This is a genomic window from Trichococcus sp., from assembly GCF_049589555.1.
Taxonomy (GTDB): Bacteria; Bacillota; Bacilli; order Lactobacillales; family Aerococcaceae; genus Trichococcus.
On the sequence record NZ_JBAWAZ010000077.1, the window covers coordinates 1 to 15012 of the forward strand.

General features: G+C 47.0%; 19 protein-coding genes. All 19 read right to left on the bottom strand.

The annotated features are described in order from the left end of the window. Positions 1–48 precede the first annotated feature (48 nt). The gene (locus tag WBV27_RS03590) at positions 49–330 is read right to left on the bottom strand and encodes a post-transcriptional regulator (RefSeq protein ID WP_108033844.1); all 282 of its coding nucleotides are present in this window, start codon (positions 328–330) and stop codon (positions 49–51) included. A gap of 34 nt (positions 331–364) precedes the next feature. Continuing rightward, the gene (gene yajC, locus WBV27_RS03595) at positions 365–712 is read right to left on the bottom strand and encodes a preprotein translocase subunit YajC (RefSeq protein WP_424199487.1); all 348 of its coding nucleotides are present in this window, start codon (positions 710–712) and stop codon (positions 365–367) included. Between the two features lie 77 nt (positions 713–789). Then, the gene (gene tgt, locus WBV27_RS03600; protein ID WP_424199489.1) at positions 790–1935 is read right to left on the bottom strand and encodes a tRNA guanosine(34) transglycosylase Tgt; all 1146 of its coding nucleotides are present in this window, start codon (positions 1933–1935) and stop codon (positions 790–792) included. Positions 1936–2076: 141 nt separating this feature from the next. Next, the gene (locus WBV27_RS03605; protein WP_424199491.1) at positions 2077–2832 is read right to left on the bottom strand and encodes a sugar phosphate isomerase/epimerase family protein; all 756 of its coding nucleotides are present in this window, start codon (positions 2830–2832) and stop codon (positions 2077–2079) included. Positions 2833–2853: 21 nt separating this feature from the next. Beyond that, on the bottom strand, positions 2854–3507 hold the full coding sequence (locus WBV27_RS03610) for a hypothetical protein (protein ID WP_424199493.1): 654 nt from the start codon (positions 3505–3507) through the stop codon (positions 2854–2856). Beyond that, a complete protein-coding gene (gene floA, locus WBV27_RS03615; protein WP_424199495.1) occupies positions 3504–4490 on the bottom strand; it encodes a flotillin-like protein FloA in 987 nt (328 codons plus the stop codon). The genes WBV27_RS03610 and floA overlap by 4 nt, the downstream gene beginning before the upstream one ends. Continuing rightward, complete coding sequence (locus tag WBV27_RS03620) at positions 4487–5089, bottom strand: NfeD family protein (RefSeq protein ID WP_424199497.1); 603 nt, start codon at positions 5087–5089, stop codon at positions 4487–4489. The genes floA and WBV27_RS03620 overlap by 4 nt, the downstream gene beginning before the upstream one ends. Positions 5090–5249: 160 nt before the next feature. Beyond that, positions 5250–7871, bottom strand: coding sequence for an ATP-dependent chaperone ClpB (gene clpB, locus WBV27_RS03625; RefSeq protein ID WP_424199499.1), 2622 nt, complete (start codon positions 7869–7871; stop codon positions 5250–5252). Positions 7872–8001: 130 nt separating this feature from the next. Further along, entirely contained in the window at positions 8002–8346 is a 345-nt protein-coding gene (locus tag WBV27_RS03630) for a metal-sulfur cluster assembly factor (protein ID WP_424199501.1), read from the bottom strand. A gap of 64 nt (positions 8347–8410) precedes the next feature. Continuing rightward, positions 8411–9169: a prolyl oligopeptidase family serine peptidase gene (locus tag WBV27_RS03635; protein WP_424199503.1), complete on the bottom strand. Its 759-nt coding sequence runs from the start codon at positions 9167–9169 to the stop codon at positions 8411–8413. A 32-nt stretch (positions 9170–9201) separates the two neighbouring features. After that, on the bottom strand, positions 9202–10011 hold the full coding sequence (locus WBV27_RS03640; RefSeq protein WP_424199505.1) for a Cof-type HAD-IIB family hydrolase: 810 nt from the start codon (positions 10009–10011) through the stop codon (positions 9202–9204). A gap of 36 nt (positions 10012–10047) precedes the next feature. Next, a complete protein-coding gene (locus WBV27_RS03645; RefSeq protein ID WP_233442740.1) occupies positions 10048–10482 on the bottom strand; it encodes a hypothetical protein in 435 nt (144 codons plus the stop codon). A gap of 126 nt (positions 10483–10608) precedes the next feature. Further along, positions 10609–10962: a 50S ribosomal protein L19 gene (gene rplS / locus WBV27_RS03650; protein ID WP_086628133.1), complete on the bottom strand. Its 354-nt coding sequence runs from the start codon at positions 10960–10962 to the stop codon at positions 10609–10611. 166 nt (positions 10963–11128) lie between these two features. After that, a complete protein-coding gene (trmD, locus tag WBV27_RS03655) occupies positions 11129–11875 on the bottom strand; it encodes a tRNA (guanosine(37)-N1)-methyltransferase TrmD (RefSeq protein ID WP_424199508.1) in 747 nt (248 codons plus the stop codon). Beyond that, positions 11875–12390 carry a ribosome maturation factor RimM gene (rimM, locus tag WBV27_RS03660; protein WP_424199510.1) on the bottom strand — a complete coding sequence of 172 codons (516 nt, stop codon included), beginning with the start codon at positions 12388–12390 and terminating at the stop codon, positions 11875–11877. The genes trmD and rimM overlap by 1 nt, the downstream gene beginning before the upstream one ends. Positions 12391–12549: 159 nt before the next feature. Beyond that, entirely contained in the window at positions 12550–12795 is a 246-nt protein-coding gene (locus tag WBV27_RS03665) for a KH domain-containing protein (RefSeq protein ID WP_086628136.1), read from the bottom strand. 13 nt (positions 12796–12808) lie between these two features. Next, positions 12809–13081, bottom strand: coding sequence for a 30S ribosomal protein S16 (gene rpsP, locus WBV27_RS03670; RefSeq protein ID WP_068560440.1), 273 nt, complete (start codon positions 13079–13081; stop codon positions 12809–12811). 92 nt (positions 13082–13173) lie between these two features. Continuing rightward, a complete protein-coding gene (ffh, locus tag WBV27_RS03675; RefSeq protein WP_424199513.1) occupies positions 13174–14586 on the bottom strand; it encodes a signal recognition particle protein in 1413 nt (470 codons plus the stop codon). A 20-nt stretch (positions 14587–14606) separates the two neighbouring features. Then, on the bottom strand, positions 14607–14954 hold the full coding sequence (locus WBV27_RS03680) for a putative DNA-binding protein (RefSeq protein ID WP_424199515.1): 348 nt from the start codon (positions 14952–14954) through the stop codon (positions 14607–14609). Positions 14955–15012 lie beyond the last annotated feature (58 nt).

Consider the following 15012-nt stretch of genomic DNA (forward strand, 5'->3'; position numbering starts at 1 on the left):
AAAAAAAGCACAATACTCTGAAGTATTGTGCTTTTTGCGTGTAACGATTCATAGGAAATCATCAAAATTTATTTCATCCAACGAAGAAACCTTATAGACTTGCGCTTCCAAAGCAACAAAGTCGAAATAGTGGTTTACCGTCGTCTTCATGATATCCCGGATCTGTTGGTAATAATGCGGAGGGACAGTATGTTTCCAAGAAAATTCCTTGAAATAGCGGTAAATATCGTCGACTTGGATGTTCTCGTAGCCCAATTGATTGAACTCAGTTGCTTTTAGTTTGAACCAAGGCTCCAATTGATCATATTGCTTCTCTGATATATTCGGCAATCGCCGTCCCTCCTTTCCGATGAATCAAATCGCTTTACTCTTCGCTTTTGTCCTCTTGTTCTTGCTCTGATTCGGTTGCCGAATAATCTTCGACAATCGCATCATCAGTTGTGATTGTGGCAACCTTTGAAATACGTGAAATAGAGCGTTTTTCAAAAGTCAGGAAGATCCCTTCGCAATCCAATACGACTGTGTTATCAACGGAATTGACTTCTTCGACAATTCCGTGCAGGCCGCCGATGGTGACTACTTTATCCCCTGGCTTGATTTGACTCAGCATATCTTGCGTTTTTTTCGCTTGTTTCTTTTGTGGTCTGATCAGGATGAAATACATTACGCCGAACAACACCCCATAAAAGGCAATCATGATTACTGTATCCATACATTTTCCTCCATCTGTGTATTATTTTTATCTATCATCCACTTTACCAAACTTTAAGATAGACTACTACCCAAAACCTAAAACTTCTTCGGATTTTCAACATTGAAGCCATACTCTTCCACGAATGCTTCCCTGAATTCCAACAGATTGTCATCCATGATGGCTTGGCGCACATTTTTCATCAGGTTTATCAAGAAATGGAGATTATGATACGAAGTCAAGCGCAAGCCAAATGTTTCATCAGCTTTGATTAAATGACGAATGTAAGCACGTGTATAATTTTTGCATGTGTAGCAATCGCATTTTTCATCCAATGGACGGAAATCCCGTTCATATTTCGCATTTTTGATGACCAAACGACCGCTGCTTGTCATACAAGTGCCGTTCCGCGCTATACGGGTAGGCAAGACGCAGTCGAACATATCGATTCCGCGGATGACTCCGTCGATCAAGGAATCCGGCGCCCCTACGCCCATCAGATACCTTGGTTTGTTCTCAGGCATGACTGGCGTCAGATAATCAAGCACACCATTCATCTCTTCTTTCGTTTCACCGACCGAAAGTCCACCAATCGAATAGCCTGGAAAATCCAAGGAAATCAATTCTTTGGCGCTCTGCAGCCTTAAATCTTTGTAGCCTGCTCCTTGGATGATGCCGAACAAGCCTTGTTGATTAGGCTTTTTGTGGGCTTCAAGGCCACGCTCTGCCCATCTGGTCGTTCTTTCGACCGATGCTTTGATGTAATCATAGCTTTCGCTGTAAGGAGGGCATTCATCAAAACTCATGATGATGTCGGCACCCAGTTGATTTTCGATATGGATCGCTTTTTCCGGTGACAGGAACATTTTTGAACCGTTCAGATGATTCCGGAAATGTACGCCAGCCTCGGTGATCTGTCTGTTCTGGCTTAACGAGAAGACCTGGAAGCCGCCTGAATCGGTCAAAATCCCTCTGTCCCAATTCATGAATTTATGCAGGCCTCCTGCCTCTTCAACCAAATCGGAGCCCGGTCTAAGCCACAGGTGATACGTGTTGCTCAGGATGATCTGGGAGCCCATTTCCTTCAATTCTTCAGGAGCCATGGTCTTCACGGTGGCCAAAGTACCTACCGGCATGAACATGGGTGTCTGAAAAGTGCCGTGAGGGGTGATGATTTCTCCCAAACGGGCACCAGTATGTTTTTCTTTTTTGATAAGGCGATAACGAATCGCTGGTTCAGTCAATGTATTCACTTCTTTCTTATAGATATCCGGCAATCAGTATACCATAGTCGCACACTATTTTCTTGTATTCGCTACTAAAAAATGCAATCCCGATGATAAGGATTGCATTCCTGATTCGTAATGATATCGGCAAAGGACCGATCACCAGGATCGGATCTTTTTGTAATCGGCGCTGATGGTTTTTGTCGCTTCGTCGCCGACTCCGCATGGATATTCGATGCTGGCCGGCACTGAGTCAGGGAACAACGACAAAAGACGGCGCATATCCACCAACCCGGATTCCAGGCCGGATAAAGTAATTCCGTTCTCCGTAACGGCAACGTTTTTGATATGGATGTAGGTTACGGCATCGCGCATTTCCTTAGCTGCAACGAAAGGATCGCTGTCGATGTAAATGAAATTGCCCGTGTCAAAAGTCAGTCCGATGTCCAATGAGGCTTTACGGGCTTCAGCAATGAAACCCATCAGGACAGCCGGGCTGCCCTTCTCTGCGCTCTGGTCATTTTCGATCGTCAAACGGATGGGATAGGCAGTCAACAATTGCCGTACTTCTTCAGCCAGTTTGGCTGTGAATCCTCGGAATTCCCCTAATGTCACTTTCAGCTGGACTGCGCCCAATAGCGAGGCTTCCTCAAAATAGTGGCCCATTTGTGCATTCAACACGCCTGCTGTGAACAGTTCCGCCGGGACGGAATAGAACACCTTCAAGCCAGACTCCGAGGCTCGCTGAGCTATTTCCTTCATTTCCGTTTTGCCGGACAGGATGTACTCTCTTCTGACTTCCACAATCGGGAAACCCATTTCCTTGATTTCCTGCAATATTTCTTTTTGTTCCACTTTATTGTCCGCAGTTCTATGCATGTACGCTAAAGTGTTCAATCCAATCTCTCTTGCCATCCATCTGTCTCCTTCAATTTCCTATTTGCGGTCAAAGTCCGGCCTATCGAGTATTTCTTTGGCAATGACGGCTCGCATCAATGCTTTTTGATTGCCGGAATGTTTTTTCTTGTTCTGAATGGTGGATTTCTCCATTCTCTTGGCGGTTTTCAATTCCTTCTTGTCTTCAGAAAACACGGTGAAGTCATCGGCCAACCCCACTTCAGGATCCATATTATAGTCCGTAAACACTGGTGCCTCAACGGTTTCATCCGCAGGTTCTGTGTCATTTTGGTCGCTGCCTGTTTTTGGCGCATTCGCTTGCAACAGTGACTGCCATAAATTTTCGCGGTTAACGAAAATCAGGATTTCCCTCCGCCAATTTCTGTTGTTCAAGATCCGGCTGACTTCCCGCAGATATTTTTCGGGCAGACGCTCCTGGAAAAAGCCATAGAGCTGTTCAGGCTTCAATGTAGCCAGTTTTTTGATCAGTCGTTTCGCATTCTCATTTCCGGCACCATCCAACGACTGGCGAACTGTCTGCTGCAGGGCAGCCGCTTGGGATGTGCCCGCTCGAAGTCTGGCGTTCTCCGCTAGCCGGTTTATCCTTTTGACTATCGAGATGAGCACAGAGAGAAAGAACACCAGGAAAAGGATCGGCAACAGGATCGGTAAAAGAAAGGCTAGGCTATTCATTCCGGTTCGCTTCTATCTGCCGGAAACTCTGAAATGCTGCTCCTCATTTCAGTATCCGCTATGATATTTTTCATTTTATAATAATCCATCACACCTATGTTACCGTTGCGCAGTGCTTCAGCCAACGCCAAAGGCACCTCCGCTTCGGCTTCGACCACTTTCGCCCGCATCCTTTGCACTTCAGCGATCATTTCCTGTTCTTCAGCGACCGCGAAAGCACGGCGTTCTTCCGCTTTCGCTTGGGCCACGCGCTTGTCTGCCTCCGCTTGTTCCGCCTGCAGTTTTGCGCCCACGTTACGGCCGACGTCAACATCGGCGATATCGATGGACAATATCTCAAAGGCAGTACCCGAATCCAGTCCTTTTTTCAGGATCGTTTGGGAAATGGAGTCCGGATTTTCCAAGACGGAAGTGTGCATCTTAGCAGACCCGACGGTTGTGACAATACCTTCGCCGACACGGGCGATGATCGTTTCTTCGCCAGCACCACCGACCAATCGCTCAATGTTGGCACGTACCGTTACTTTTGCTTTGGCTTTTACTTCAATCCCGTTCATAGCGACACCCGCGATGATCGGCGTTTCGATGACTTTTGGGTTAACGCTCATTTTCACTGCTTCCAATACATTACGGCCAGCCAAATCGATGGCAGCCGCTTTTTCAAAACCTAAATCAATATCGGCACGCTGCGCCGCAATCAGCGCATCGATGACCATATTGACATCTCCGCCAGCAAGATGATGTGCCTCCAATTCATTTATATCAATTATCAGTCCCGCTTTTGTGGCTTTTATCATCGGTTGCACAATCATGGACGGAACCACCCGGCGCAAGCGCATGCCGACCAGATTTGAAATTTTGACTTTCACTCCCGAAAAGTAAGCCGTGATCCATAGACCAACCGGCACAAATCGGAAAAACAAAGATAAAAACAGTACGACAAACAATGCAATAAAGATGAGTCCTATCAATCCTTCTGTCATTCTCCATCCAACTCCTTGACTGTAATTTTGACCCCTTCAACCTGGATAACCTGAATCTGTTTTCCTTCAAATATGATCTTCCCGTCACTTACTACGTCGAGCACCACACCTCCGATAGCGACTTTGCCGGCCGGCCGCAGCGTCGTCGTGGCTGTGCCGATCATTCCCAAGAATTCGGAATAGTCTTTGCTGGACGAATACCCGCGCTCCCGATTCAGGGAAGTATCCAAAATCAATTTGCTGCGGTCCGGCAGGAATTTATAGCCTTTTTTCAACAGCACCGACGTCGCCACACCGGAAATGATGATCGCCAAGCTGACATCCAGCACACTTTCCAAAATACGCTCATTGTTCAAAAACAAGCCGGCCGCGACCATCAGGAAACCCGCGATCCCCACCAGCCCGAAATCGGGTATGAACAATTCGACCACCAACAACATGATCCCGAACAGGAAAAGCAGCAAGGTCAGCCAGTTCCCGCTCCCGAAATACATAAAATACAACAAAAAACTCAGGATGGCCGCAGCTCCGAACACATAATATCTCGAAGTGAACAGCATAAAAACCAGACACAGAAACCCGATCACCAAAAACAGCAAAATGAACGCCTCCTTCGGCTTTGTTCCGATTAAAAACAACAAACGGCCATGCTCTTGAAGATAAAAATAAGAAAATTTATATTATCATTTTACCGCAAATATAAAAATAACAAAAGGAAATCCCTTTCAGGACTTCCTCTCTGTATACCGACTTGTCAAATTATTGTTGAAATTCATCAAGGTCGACCGTCTGGAACCCAACCTGATCCTCCACCATCGTCACCGTCACCGCCTGATTTTCATGGATATCGCCCTTTATGATGGCGCGCGCCAATGGATTCTCGATCTCAGCTGAGATGAATCTTCTGAGCGGCCGAGCGCCGTAAATCGGATCGTAAGCATTATCCGCTATCCAGGCTGCAACCTCATCAGAAACGGCGAGCTGGATCTGTTTGTCCGCCAGCCGATTGGATAATTCCTTGACCATTTTGACGATGATCTTTTTGACATCCGCTTTGCCTAATGGCGTAAAGAGGATGGTATCATCGATCCTGTTCAAAAATTCAGGCTTGAACGACCCTTTTAATAGCTTCATGACCTCATTGGCCACCTCTTCCGGGATGGTTCCATCGGATTGGACACCTTCCAGCAGGAGCTGAGACCCGATGTTGCTGGTCATGATCAAAACAGTGTTTTTGAAATCGACCACGCGCCCTTTCGAATCGGTCAGACGGCCATCATCCAATACTTGCAACAGAATGTTGAAGACATCCGGGTGCGCCTTCTCGATTTCATCCAAGAGAATGATCGTATAAGGGCTTCGGCGGACCGCTTCCGTCAACTGGCCGCCTTCTTCGTAACCGACATAGCCAGGGGGGGCCCCGATGAGCCGGGAAACCGAAAATTTTTCCATGTATTCGCTCATATCGAGTCGGACCATATGTTCATCTGAGTCGAACAGGTTTTCCGCCAAGGCTTTCGCCAATTCCGTTTTCCCGACCCCAGTAGGCCCCAGGAACAGGAAAGACCCAATCGGACGGTTAGGCGACTGCAGGCCGGCACGCGAGCGCAGAACGGCATTCGTGACGCTCTCCACTGCTTCCTCTTGGCCGATGACCCGCTTATGCAACGTTTCCTCCAATTTCAGGAGTTTGTCCCTTTCACCTTCAACCAGCTTCGTCACCGGGATGCCGGTCATCCGTCCCACCACTGTTGCGATTTCGTTCTCGGTGACCGATTCCTGGACAAGGTTGCCTTCTTTACCTCTCCGGGCCGCATTCTCCTTTTCGAGAGCCGCCAATTCCTTTTCCATCTGCGGGATGCTGCCGTGGCGCAAAACTGCCGCCCGTTCCAGGTCATAGTCGGCTTCCGCATCCTCCAACTGTCTGCGCGCGTCCTCCAGATCCTCCCGTTTGGCACGCAGCTTTTCGACCTCTTCCTTTTCGTTGCCCCATTTCATGCGCAATTCATTTGATTCTTCGCGCAGATCGGCCAACTCGACTTGCAGAGTCGCCAATCTTTTCTTGCTCTGATCGTCGGATTCCTTCTTCAGGGCTGCCTCTTCGATCTCGAGTTGCATCAGTTTGCGGCTCACTTGATCCAACTCGGTGGGCATCGAATTCATTTCCACTTTTATGTTTGCGCATGCCTCATCGACAAGGTCGATTGCCTTATCCGGCAGAAACCGGTCAGTGATGTAGCGATCGGATAAGGTCGCGGCCGCAACGAGGGCATTGTCATGGATGTTGACGCTGTGGTGGATTTCATACCGTTCCTTCAACCCCCTCAAGATACTGATTGTGTCGGCAACTGTCGGTTCTTTTACCAATACCTTCTGGAATCTCCGTTCCAGGGCCTTGTCCTTCTCCAGATTTTGGCGGTATTCATCCAGCGTGGTCGCTCCGATGCAGTGCAATTCGCCTCTGGCCAGCATAGGTTTCAGCAGATTGCCGGCATCCATGCTCCCCTCGGTTTTCCCAGCCCCGACGATCGTATGGATCTCATCAATGAACAGGATGATGCGGCCGTCGCTTTTCTTCACTTCTTTCAATACTGCTTTCAGACGTTCCTCGAATTCTCCGCGGTATTTGGCTCCCGCAATCAACGAGCCCATATCCAATGAAAAGATTGTTTTGTCCTTCAGGTTGTCCGGCACGTCTTTTTTCACAATCCGCTGGGCCAACCCTTCCACGATGGCGGTCTTGCCGACGCCCGGTTCACCGATCAGAATCGGGTTATTTTTTGTTTTGCGCGACAAAATGCGGATGACATCCCTGATTTCTTCGTCCCTGCCGATGACCGGATCTTGTTTTCCGCTACGTACTGCCTGCACAAGGTCTACGCCGTACTTTTCCAACGCTTCATATTGATCTTCCTGATTTTGCGAAGTCACTCGTTCTCCCCCTCTCATATCCTTGATTTTTTCCGCGATCATTTTTTCCGTCAGACCTTGATTTCCCAGGAATTTGGTCAAAGGATGATTTTTCAGCGTCATCAAGCTCAAAAGCACCGTATCCGTGGAAATGAAATCATCCTTCAGCTCCGACCGTTTGCGGTCTGCTTCCAGAAAGAGATTATACAGATTTTGGCTGAATGTTTGCCCATACTGGACGGAAGTGCCTTCAATCACCACTGATTTATCCAGTTCCTTGTCAACGGCCGATTCAAATGCATCGACCGCCACCCCTGAATCGATATAAAAATTGCGCGCAAAACTATCCGGCTGCAGGAATATTTTCCACAGATGGGCGACATCGATGGTCTGGTGCTTGCGCACCATTGCGATACGTTGCGCTTCTGCGATTGCCTGCTGCAGGGCTGTCGTCATTTTTTCCATTTCCATGCTAGGACCTCCTCGAAATTCTACTGCTTTCATGCTTTATAGGACAAGTATACGACGATGGTCAGAATTGGTCAAATGATAACGCGAAAAAAAAAGAGCAACAAAGGTGATTTCCTTGTTGCTCTTCTCATCAACGGATTCCTAACGCGATGCGTGCATATCGGGACATTCTGTCTGTCGTCCAGGCAGGATACCATACCAATTTCACTTGTGTTTCGGTTACTTCAGGAACGCCTTTCAACGCACGATGGATTTCATCGGTGATGACATCCGCCAATGGGCAGCCCATTGTTGTGAGCGTCATTTTGATCAGGCAGAAGCCATCCTGTTCCAATTCCACTTCATAGATCAAACCTAAATTGACGATATCTATCCCTAATTCCGGATCTATCACTTGCTCAAGCGCCGCCAAGACGCGTTCTTTTATGCTTTCCAATTCTTCTTGCGAAAATTGGGGATTTATCTCTTCAGTCATTGCATGCACCTCTAACCTTTCTGGATTAATTTGATGATAACAGTTTGTACATAGAAATTCAATGCTAATATACGTTCCTCAAAAATGCAGCCATTTCCTCAAAAATAGCGTAAGGAACCTTATGCCCGGCGCCCTCTGTTGACCGGAAGCAAATGTTATCCGCAAAAGCTTCCCCGCTGATCGAGCTGACGAACTGAGCCATCTGTTGGTATGGAACACTTTCGTCGGCTGTGCCATGCCAGATATAAAACGGCGTGTCCACGAGCGATTCCGGATGTTCTTTGAGGCTCAGGCTTTCAAATGGCGCCATCAAGGCATTGACTTTCTCATCATCAATCGGCGGTAGGCCTTCCACCCAGCGGGACTTCAATGCCCAATGGGACAAACCAATCGGATCCGGGCTGCCCATCAGACAGGCTGCCGAATGGATCCAAGGGTATTGCGTCAAGGCGATGCAGGTCGTGATGCCTCCCATTGAAAGGCCCGTGACCGAAACATTGTCTTTTTTTGCCAACCCCGCTTCAACGTAGACCGCTACAATATCAGGAAGTTCTTTGATGTTCTGCAGGACTACCGACCAGAATTCTGCCGCCGGTTCGCCAGCATAGGCTTCATCTTTGCGTTCACCATGTCGATAGGCATCGGGAATGACCACCCGCATACCGTTGCTGGCTAATGCATAGCCGGGCTCCAGACCTCGCTCTTTTTGGTTCGTGATGCCATGATAAAAGAATGCGAGCGGAATGGCCTCATTTTTCTTAGCTTCTTCAACGATTTCCAGTATCGGTATATTATGAATGATTTTTCTTTCGATTACGATCAATTCGATCCCTCTTTTTCAGCTCTGATCGGCTGTTATAGGCAAAAATATTTTTCCAGATAGATTGCCAAGCCGTCGTCATGATTCGTATGCGTCGTTACATCGTCGGCAATCTTCTTTAATGCCGTGATCCCATTCTGCATGACGACACCGTGACCAGCATAGCGGATCATTTCCATATCATTGTCCTCGTCACCGAAGGCAAGAATATCTTCCCGCTTGATGCCGTAGTTATTCGCGACCACTTCAACACCAAGCGCTTTTTGGACGCCGGCGGAGACGATTTCAAGACAGGGCATCGTGCCACCCCACGTTCGGATTTCGATAGAATTCCCATAACGCGCCAAAATCCGGTCACGGATGGCTTCCAAATTCCGTTCGTCCGAAAACACATTCATGGAAGTAGGATTTTCCGACAGCGTATCCTTCGAAGTGATTTGCGTCGCCAGCAAATTTTTCGGGAAATATTCGTTTGATGGCAGCGTTGCAGTGGATGCGAAAAGCTTGTTCTTGCCTTCCACGCAGATAAAATCGATTCCCATTTCTTCACGTTGTTCGATCAGATCCATCGCAAAATCTTTGTCGAGTGTCTTGTGGTAATAGTTACTCCAATTGCTGTCAGTGGGATTATGGCATAAGGCACCGTTGAAGTTCACCAACGGCGTGGTCATCTTGAGTGTCTCATAAAATTCTTTGCTGTTTCTGTAGGGGCGGCCAGTTGCGATCATAACCAGATGGTTATCCTTTTGCAACCTTGCCAGCACATTTTTGGTCCGATCGCTCAACAACGACTGATTGTTGAGTGTGGTTCCATCCAAATCTAAAGCGATTAATTTTTGTTTCATAGTTCCTCCTGCGGTCTCCGCCTCAGAGACGAATACTCATTCGATCCCAAGCGACGGAAATTTGCTTTTTAATTCTGCTGTCATGACCTTTGCGATATTCGATCCGATCACGAGCATTTCATATAGTGGTTTGACATCAGTTGTCGAGCGGCCCAAAAGCCGAAGGAAAATCTCGCCATCCCCCGCCAGGCAAAGTGTATAATAAAAAGTCTTGGTTTGGTTCAATTCATTGATCAGTTCCAACAGGTTCACTTTATCAGCATAATTATTCAGGTAAGCCAATTTTCTGTAGCTGATCTGAAAATCACTTTCGGCCTCATCTTTGGCGATGACTACACCGAACGGCAAGGAATGTTCTTTATCGAGATTGAATTTCCCTTGATACAAATACTGACCATTTTGGATGGGATGACTTTTCAGTGGCATGCCTTTTTCTTGGAACTTTTGATCAAGCGCTGCTAATATCGTCAAAACTATCACTCTTTTCATATATGGTGCTACAAGTATAGCACATTTTTCCCAAGAATTACGCTTATCACGATATACAAAAAAGGTCCGGAACCGAAGTCCAGACCTTTCCATATGTCATGCGGAATATTAACGACGTTTTTCTCTGATACGAGCAGCTTTTCCGTGTAATGCGCGCAAGTAATAAAGTTTTGCACGACGCACTTTACCGAAGCGAACAACTTCGATTTGAGCTACACGAGGTGTGTGCAATGGGAATGTACGTTCCACACCGATACCGTTGGAAATTTTACGTACTGTATAAGTTTCGCTGATTCCGAATCCGCGACGTTTGATGACTACGCCCTCGAATAATTGGATACGTTCTCTTGTTCCTTCGACTACGCGAGCGTGGACGCGAACAGTGTCTCCAGGACGGAATGTAGGAATATCACTACGTAATTGTCCTTGTGTAATTGCTTCAATCAATGGTAATTGACTCATGTTTTTTTCTCCTTCCAACCGACATTCATACACAATCATTCTGCACAGCGGAATATCGTATTATGGAGCAGTCTCTCTGCTCACCTGTAGAATTCTACCACAATAATTTTGACGTGTAAAGTATTTTTCGTTTACATTGTTTGAATTTTAAAGCGCACTTTTGCGCTTAATTATCAGCCTTTTCTTCCAGCAGTATCTCCGCCAACCAGGCCTGCTGCTTTTTCGACAAAGTGATCTTTCCCAACATTTCCGGACGTCTCAGCCAGGTTTTGCGCAAAGATTCTTTTTCTTGCCAATCAGCGATTTTCTGGTGGTTGCCGCTGAAAAGCACTTCAGGGACGACATCCCCCCGGAAATCGCGCGGACGCGTATATTGGGGATGCTCGAGCAAGCCGGTCGAGAATGAATCGGTCTTGTTCGATTGCTCATTGCCCAATACGGCAGGCAACAGCCGGACAGTCGCATCAATCATGACCATTGCGCCCAGTTCGCCGCCGGTCAGAACATAATCACCGATCGAAACTTCATCCGTCACATGTTGCTTGATGCGTTCATCGAATCCCTCGTAATGGCCGCAGATGAAGACAATGTGCTCTTCCTCGGCAAACTCTTCCGCCAGTTCCTGATTGAAGGTTTTTCCGGATGGATCCAAAAGGACAATCCTTTTCTTGGTTTCGGGAGACTGGACCTCGATGTCCGTCAGCGCGTCCACGATCGGCTGCGCGCGCAGCAGCATGCCTGCCCCGCCGCCGAAAGGATAATCATCGACGGAATTGTGTTTATTTTCGGAATAGTCGCGGAAGTTCGTGCAAGTGATCGAAACACGACCGCTCTCGATCGCCTTTCCGATGATCGACTCGGACAAAGGGCCTTCGAACATCGCCGGAAACAACGTCAATACATCTATCTTCATCAGTCCATCATTCCTTCTAGAAGGTGGATTGTGACCTGTTTATCTTCCAAAGATACCTTTTCCACTACGGAAGCGATATACGGAACCAATAAATCCTTTCGGCCTGGTTTGGATACAACCCACACATCATTCGCCCCAAGCGGCAAAATTTCTTTGATGGTACCCAATTCTTCGCCGGCATCACTGACGACGGACAATCCGATGATCTCATGATAATAGAACTCATGATCCGAAAGGTCCTCCAACTGCGATTCGGAAACTCGCAGGATTCCCCCTCTGAACGGTTCGACCTCTTCGATCCGGTTATATCCCTCGAATGTCAGCATATTGAAATTCTTGTGCACGCGGTGGCTGGCTACCTTCAGAGTGATTGGCTCACTGTTTTCGCGGAACAAGTAGAGCGTAGCCCCTTTTTTGTAGCGTTCATCCGCAAAGTCAGTGCTGGAAATGACACGCACTTCACCTTTAAGCCCTTGCGTATTCACAACTTTTCCGACATCATAAAATTTTTCCATTTTTCACCTCTCCTTACATAAATCGTGCTGTCAAAGTTTCTGTACATAATAAAATAGAAGGGATAAGTGCTACAATTGTATCATCATCCGCTTCTATCTATTCGCTATTAAGTTAGGCATCCACCGAGTGGAAAAGACCGGATCCGCAATTGGAGCGGATTATTCGGCCCCTTCGATCACAAGGCGGACACGTTTTGTGCCTTTGGTTCTGACACTGTATACAATTGTACGGATCGCTCTGGCGACACGTCCCTGTTTCCCGATCACACGGCCGACATCCTCGGCATCAAGATGCAAGTGATATTCCATGAACTCACTTGTCTCTTTGATTTCGATGGACATCTTATCATCGTGGACGATCAAAGGTTTGACAATTGCCAGGATTAAATCTGAAATTTCAGGCATTTAAACCACCCTTTTATTTAGCTAACTTAGAGTCGTGGAATTTTTTCATAATACCTTGTTGAGAAAGTAAGTTACGAACTGTATCAGAAGGTTGTGCACCTTCAGCTAACCATTTCAAAACTAACTCTTCGTCAAATTTAACTTCAGCTGGTTCAACAACTGGATTGTATGTACCTACTTTTTCGATGAAACGTCCATCACGTGGAGAACGTGAATCAGCTACAACGACGCGGTAAAACGGGTTTCTTTTAGAACCCATACGTTTTAAACGAATTTTAACTGCCATTTATATAACACCTCCATATATCTGTATCTCACATTTTTATATATTACCAGTTTTCCATTTGCTTGTAAAGTGTTTTCTCTTTACACTTGGAATTATTTTTTCTTTTTCTTCTTTTTGTTTATCCGTCTGGCCATTTGTTGCATGGCCATCTTGCCCATTTTGCCTTTCGGGCCTTGCCCGAGGAGGCCTTCCATCCCTGCAAAATTGCCTTTGGACATCTTGTTCATCATATCCCTGGATTCGTTGAACTGCTTGATCAGACGGTTGACTTCCGCCAACGATCTTGCGGAACCTTTCGAGATCCGTCTGCGTCTGCTTTGCGACAGAAGTTCGGGATTTTCGCGTTCAGCGGGCGTCATCGAAAGCACGATCGCCTTCATATGGGCCACATCTTTGGGATCGATCTTCATTTTGTCCAGTCCCGGAACGTTGCTCATGCCCGGAATCATCTTCAGGAGGTCTTCAAGCGGCCCCATGTTGGTGACTTGATCCATCTGCTCGATGAAATCATTGAAGTTGAAGGTGTTCTCGCGGATTTTCTCGGCCATTTCTGCCGCTTTTGTCTCATCAAAATCCTGTTGCGCGCGTTCAATCAATGTCATCAGATCGCCCATGCCCAGGATTCTGGAAGCCATGCGTTCAGGATAGAACGGTTCAAAATCTTCCAATTTTTCGCCTTGACCCGTAAATTTGATCGGTTTCCCGGTTACGGAACGGATGGAAAGCGCCGCCCCGCCGCGTGTGTCCCCGTCCAGTTTGGTAAGGATGACACCGGTTATGCCGAGCTGTTCATTGAAGGATTGCGCCACATTGACAGCGTCCTGACCGGTCATGGCATCTACCGTGAAGAGGATTTCTGTAGGATTGACGGCAGCTTTGATGTTCTTCAATTCTGTCATCAACACTTCATCCACGTGCAGTCGTCCCGCCGTATCGATGATGACCAGATCGCGTCCATCGAGTTTGGCTTGTTCAACGGCCTGCTTCGCTATATCGACCGGATTTGCTTCGGTACCCAATGCATAGACAGGGAAATCCAACTGTTTGCCCAAAGTCTGCAATTGATTGATTGCTGCCGGACGATAGACGTCGGCGGCAACCAGCATCGGGCGTTTGTTTTCTTTTTTCTTCATGTAATTGGCAAGCTTTCCGGCAGTGGTTGTCTTACCAGCACCCTGCAGACCGACCATCATTACGACAGTCGGTGGCTTGGCAGAAAATTGGAATGGTTCCTGCTGCCCACCCATCAATTCCGTCAGTTCTTCGTTGACGATTTTGATGACTTGCTGTGTTGGCGAAAGCGATTCAAGCACATCCGAACCTAACGCTCGTTCATTCACTTTTTTGACGAATTCTTTCACGACTTTAAAATTCACGTCAGCTTCAAGCAAAGCCAGACGTACTTCACGCATCATTTCCTTCAGATCGGCTTCCGTAATTTTACCTTTTTTGCCGATTTTGGTCATCGCGCCTTGGAGACGCTCGGATAACCCTTCAAATGCCATATTTGCCACTTCCTTAGTGTTTATTCGTCTTTGTCATCCAGCTCTTCCAGATTATTGATCAAACTCTGCAAAGTTCTGTCTGCGGGATATTTTTCTTCGGCATAACTCGCCAATTCGTCCAATTTTTTGTTTCGGAGGCTATAGTTTTGCGCCAATTTCAATTTCTGTTCATAATCCATCAGAATTTTTTCGGTGCGCTTGATATTATCGTACACTGCCTGCCGGCTGATCGCGAATTCTTCAGCGATCTCGCCCAACGAATAGTCATCGCCATAATACAAAGAAAGATAGCCTTTCTGTTTATTCGTCAACAGGACATTATAGAATTCATAAAGAGTATTCATATTATTGGTTTTTTCCAGCTCCATCAGAATACCTTCCTTCTCGTACGGATTGTCAAGAAAAAATCTTTACACTTCATTAGAT

What these genes read in the sequence shown, in the direction of transcription:
- yajC (WP_424199487.1), bottom strand. Translation starts at nt 712, where the DNA reads ATGGATACAGTAATCATGATTGCCTTTTATGGGGTGTTGTTCGGCGTA.
- WBV27_RS03605 (WP_424199491.1), bottom strand. Translation starts at nt 2,832, where the DNA reads ATGGCAAGAGAGATTGGATTGAACACTTTAGCGTACATGCATAGAACT.
- WBV27_RS03610 (WP_424199493.1), bottom strand. Translation starts at nt 3,507, where the DNA reads ATGAATAGCCTAGCCTTTCTTTTACCGATCCTGTTGCCGATCCTTTTC.
- floA (WP_424199495.1), bottom strand. Translation starts at nt 4,490, where the DNA reads ATGACAGAAGGATTGATAGGACTCATCTTTATTGCATTGTTTGTCGTA.
- clpB (WP_424199499.1), bottom strand. Translation starts at nt 7,871, where the DNA reads ATGGAAATGGAAAAAATGACGACAGCCCTGCAGCAGGCAATCGCAGAA.
- WBV27_RS03630 (WP_424199501.1), bottom strand. Translation starts at nt 8,346, where the DNA reads ATGACTGAAGAGATAAATCCCCAATTTTCGCAAGAAGAATTGGAAAGC.
- WBV27_RS03640 (WP_424199505.1), bottom strand. Translation starts at nt 10,011, where the DNA reads ATGAAACAAAAATTAATCGCTTTAGATTTGGATGGAACCACACTCAAC.
- rplS (WP_086628133.1), bottom strand. Translation starts at nt 10,962, where the DNA reads ATGAGTCAATTACCATTGATTGAAGCAATTACACAAGGACAATTACGT.
- trmD (WP_424199508.1), bottom strand. Translation starts at nt 11,875, where the DNA reads ATGAAGATAGATGTATTGACGTTGTTTCCGGCGATGTTCGAAGGCCCT.
- rimM (WP_424199510.1), bottom strand. Translation starts at nt 12,390, where the DNA reads ATGGAAAAATTTTATGATGTCGGAAAAGTTGTGAATACGCAAGGGCTT.
- WBV27_RS03665 (WP_086628136.1), bottom strand. Translation starts at nt 12,795, where the DNA reads ATGCCTGAAATTTCAGATTTAATCCTGGCAATTGTCAAACCTTTGATC.
- rpsP (WP_068560440.1), bottom strand. Translation starts at nt 13,081, where the DNA reads ATGGCAGTTAAAATTCGTTTAAAACGTATGGGTTCTAAAAGAAACCCG.
- ffh (WP_424199513.1), bottom strand. Translation starts at nt 14,586, where the DNA reads ATGGCATTTGAAGGGTTATCCGAGCGTCTCCAAGGCGCGATGACCAAA.
- WBV27_RS03680 (WP_424199515.1), bottom strand. Translation starts at nt 14,954, where the DNA reads ATGGAGCTGGAAAAAACCAATAATATGAATACTCTTTATGAATTCTAT.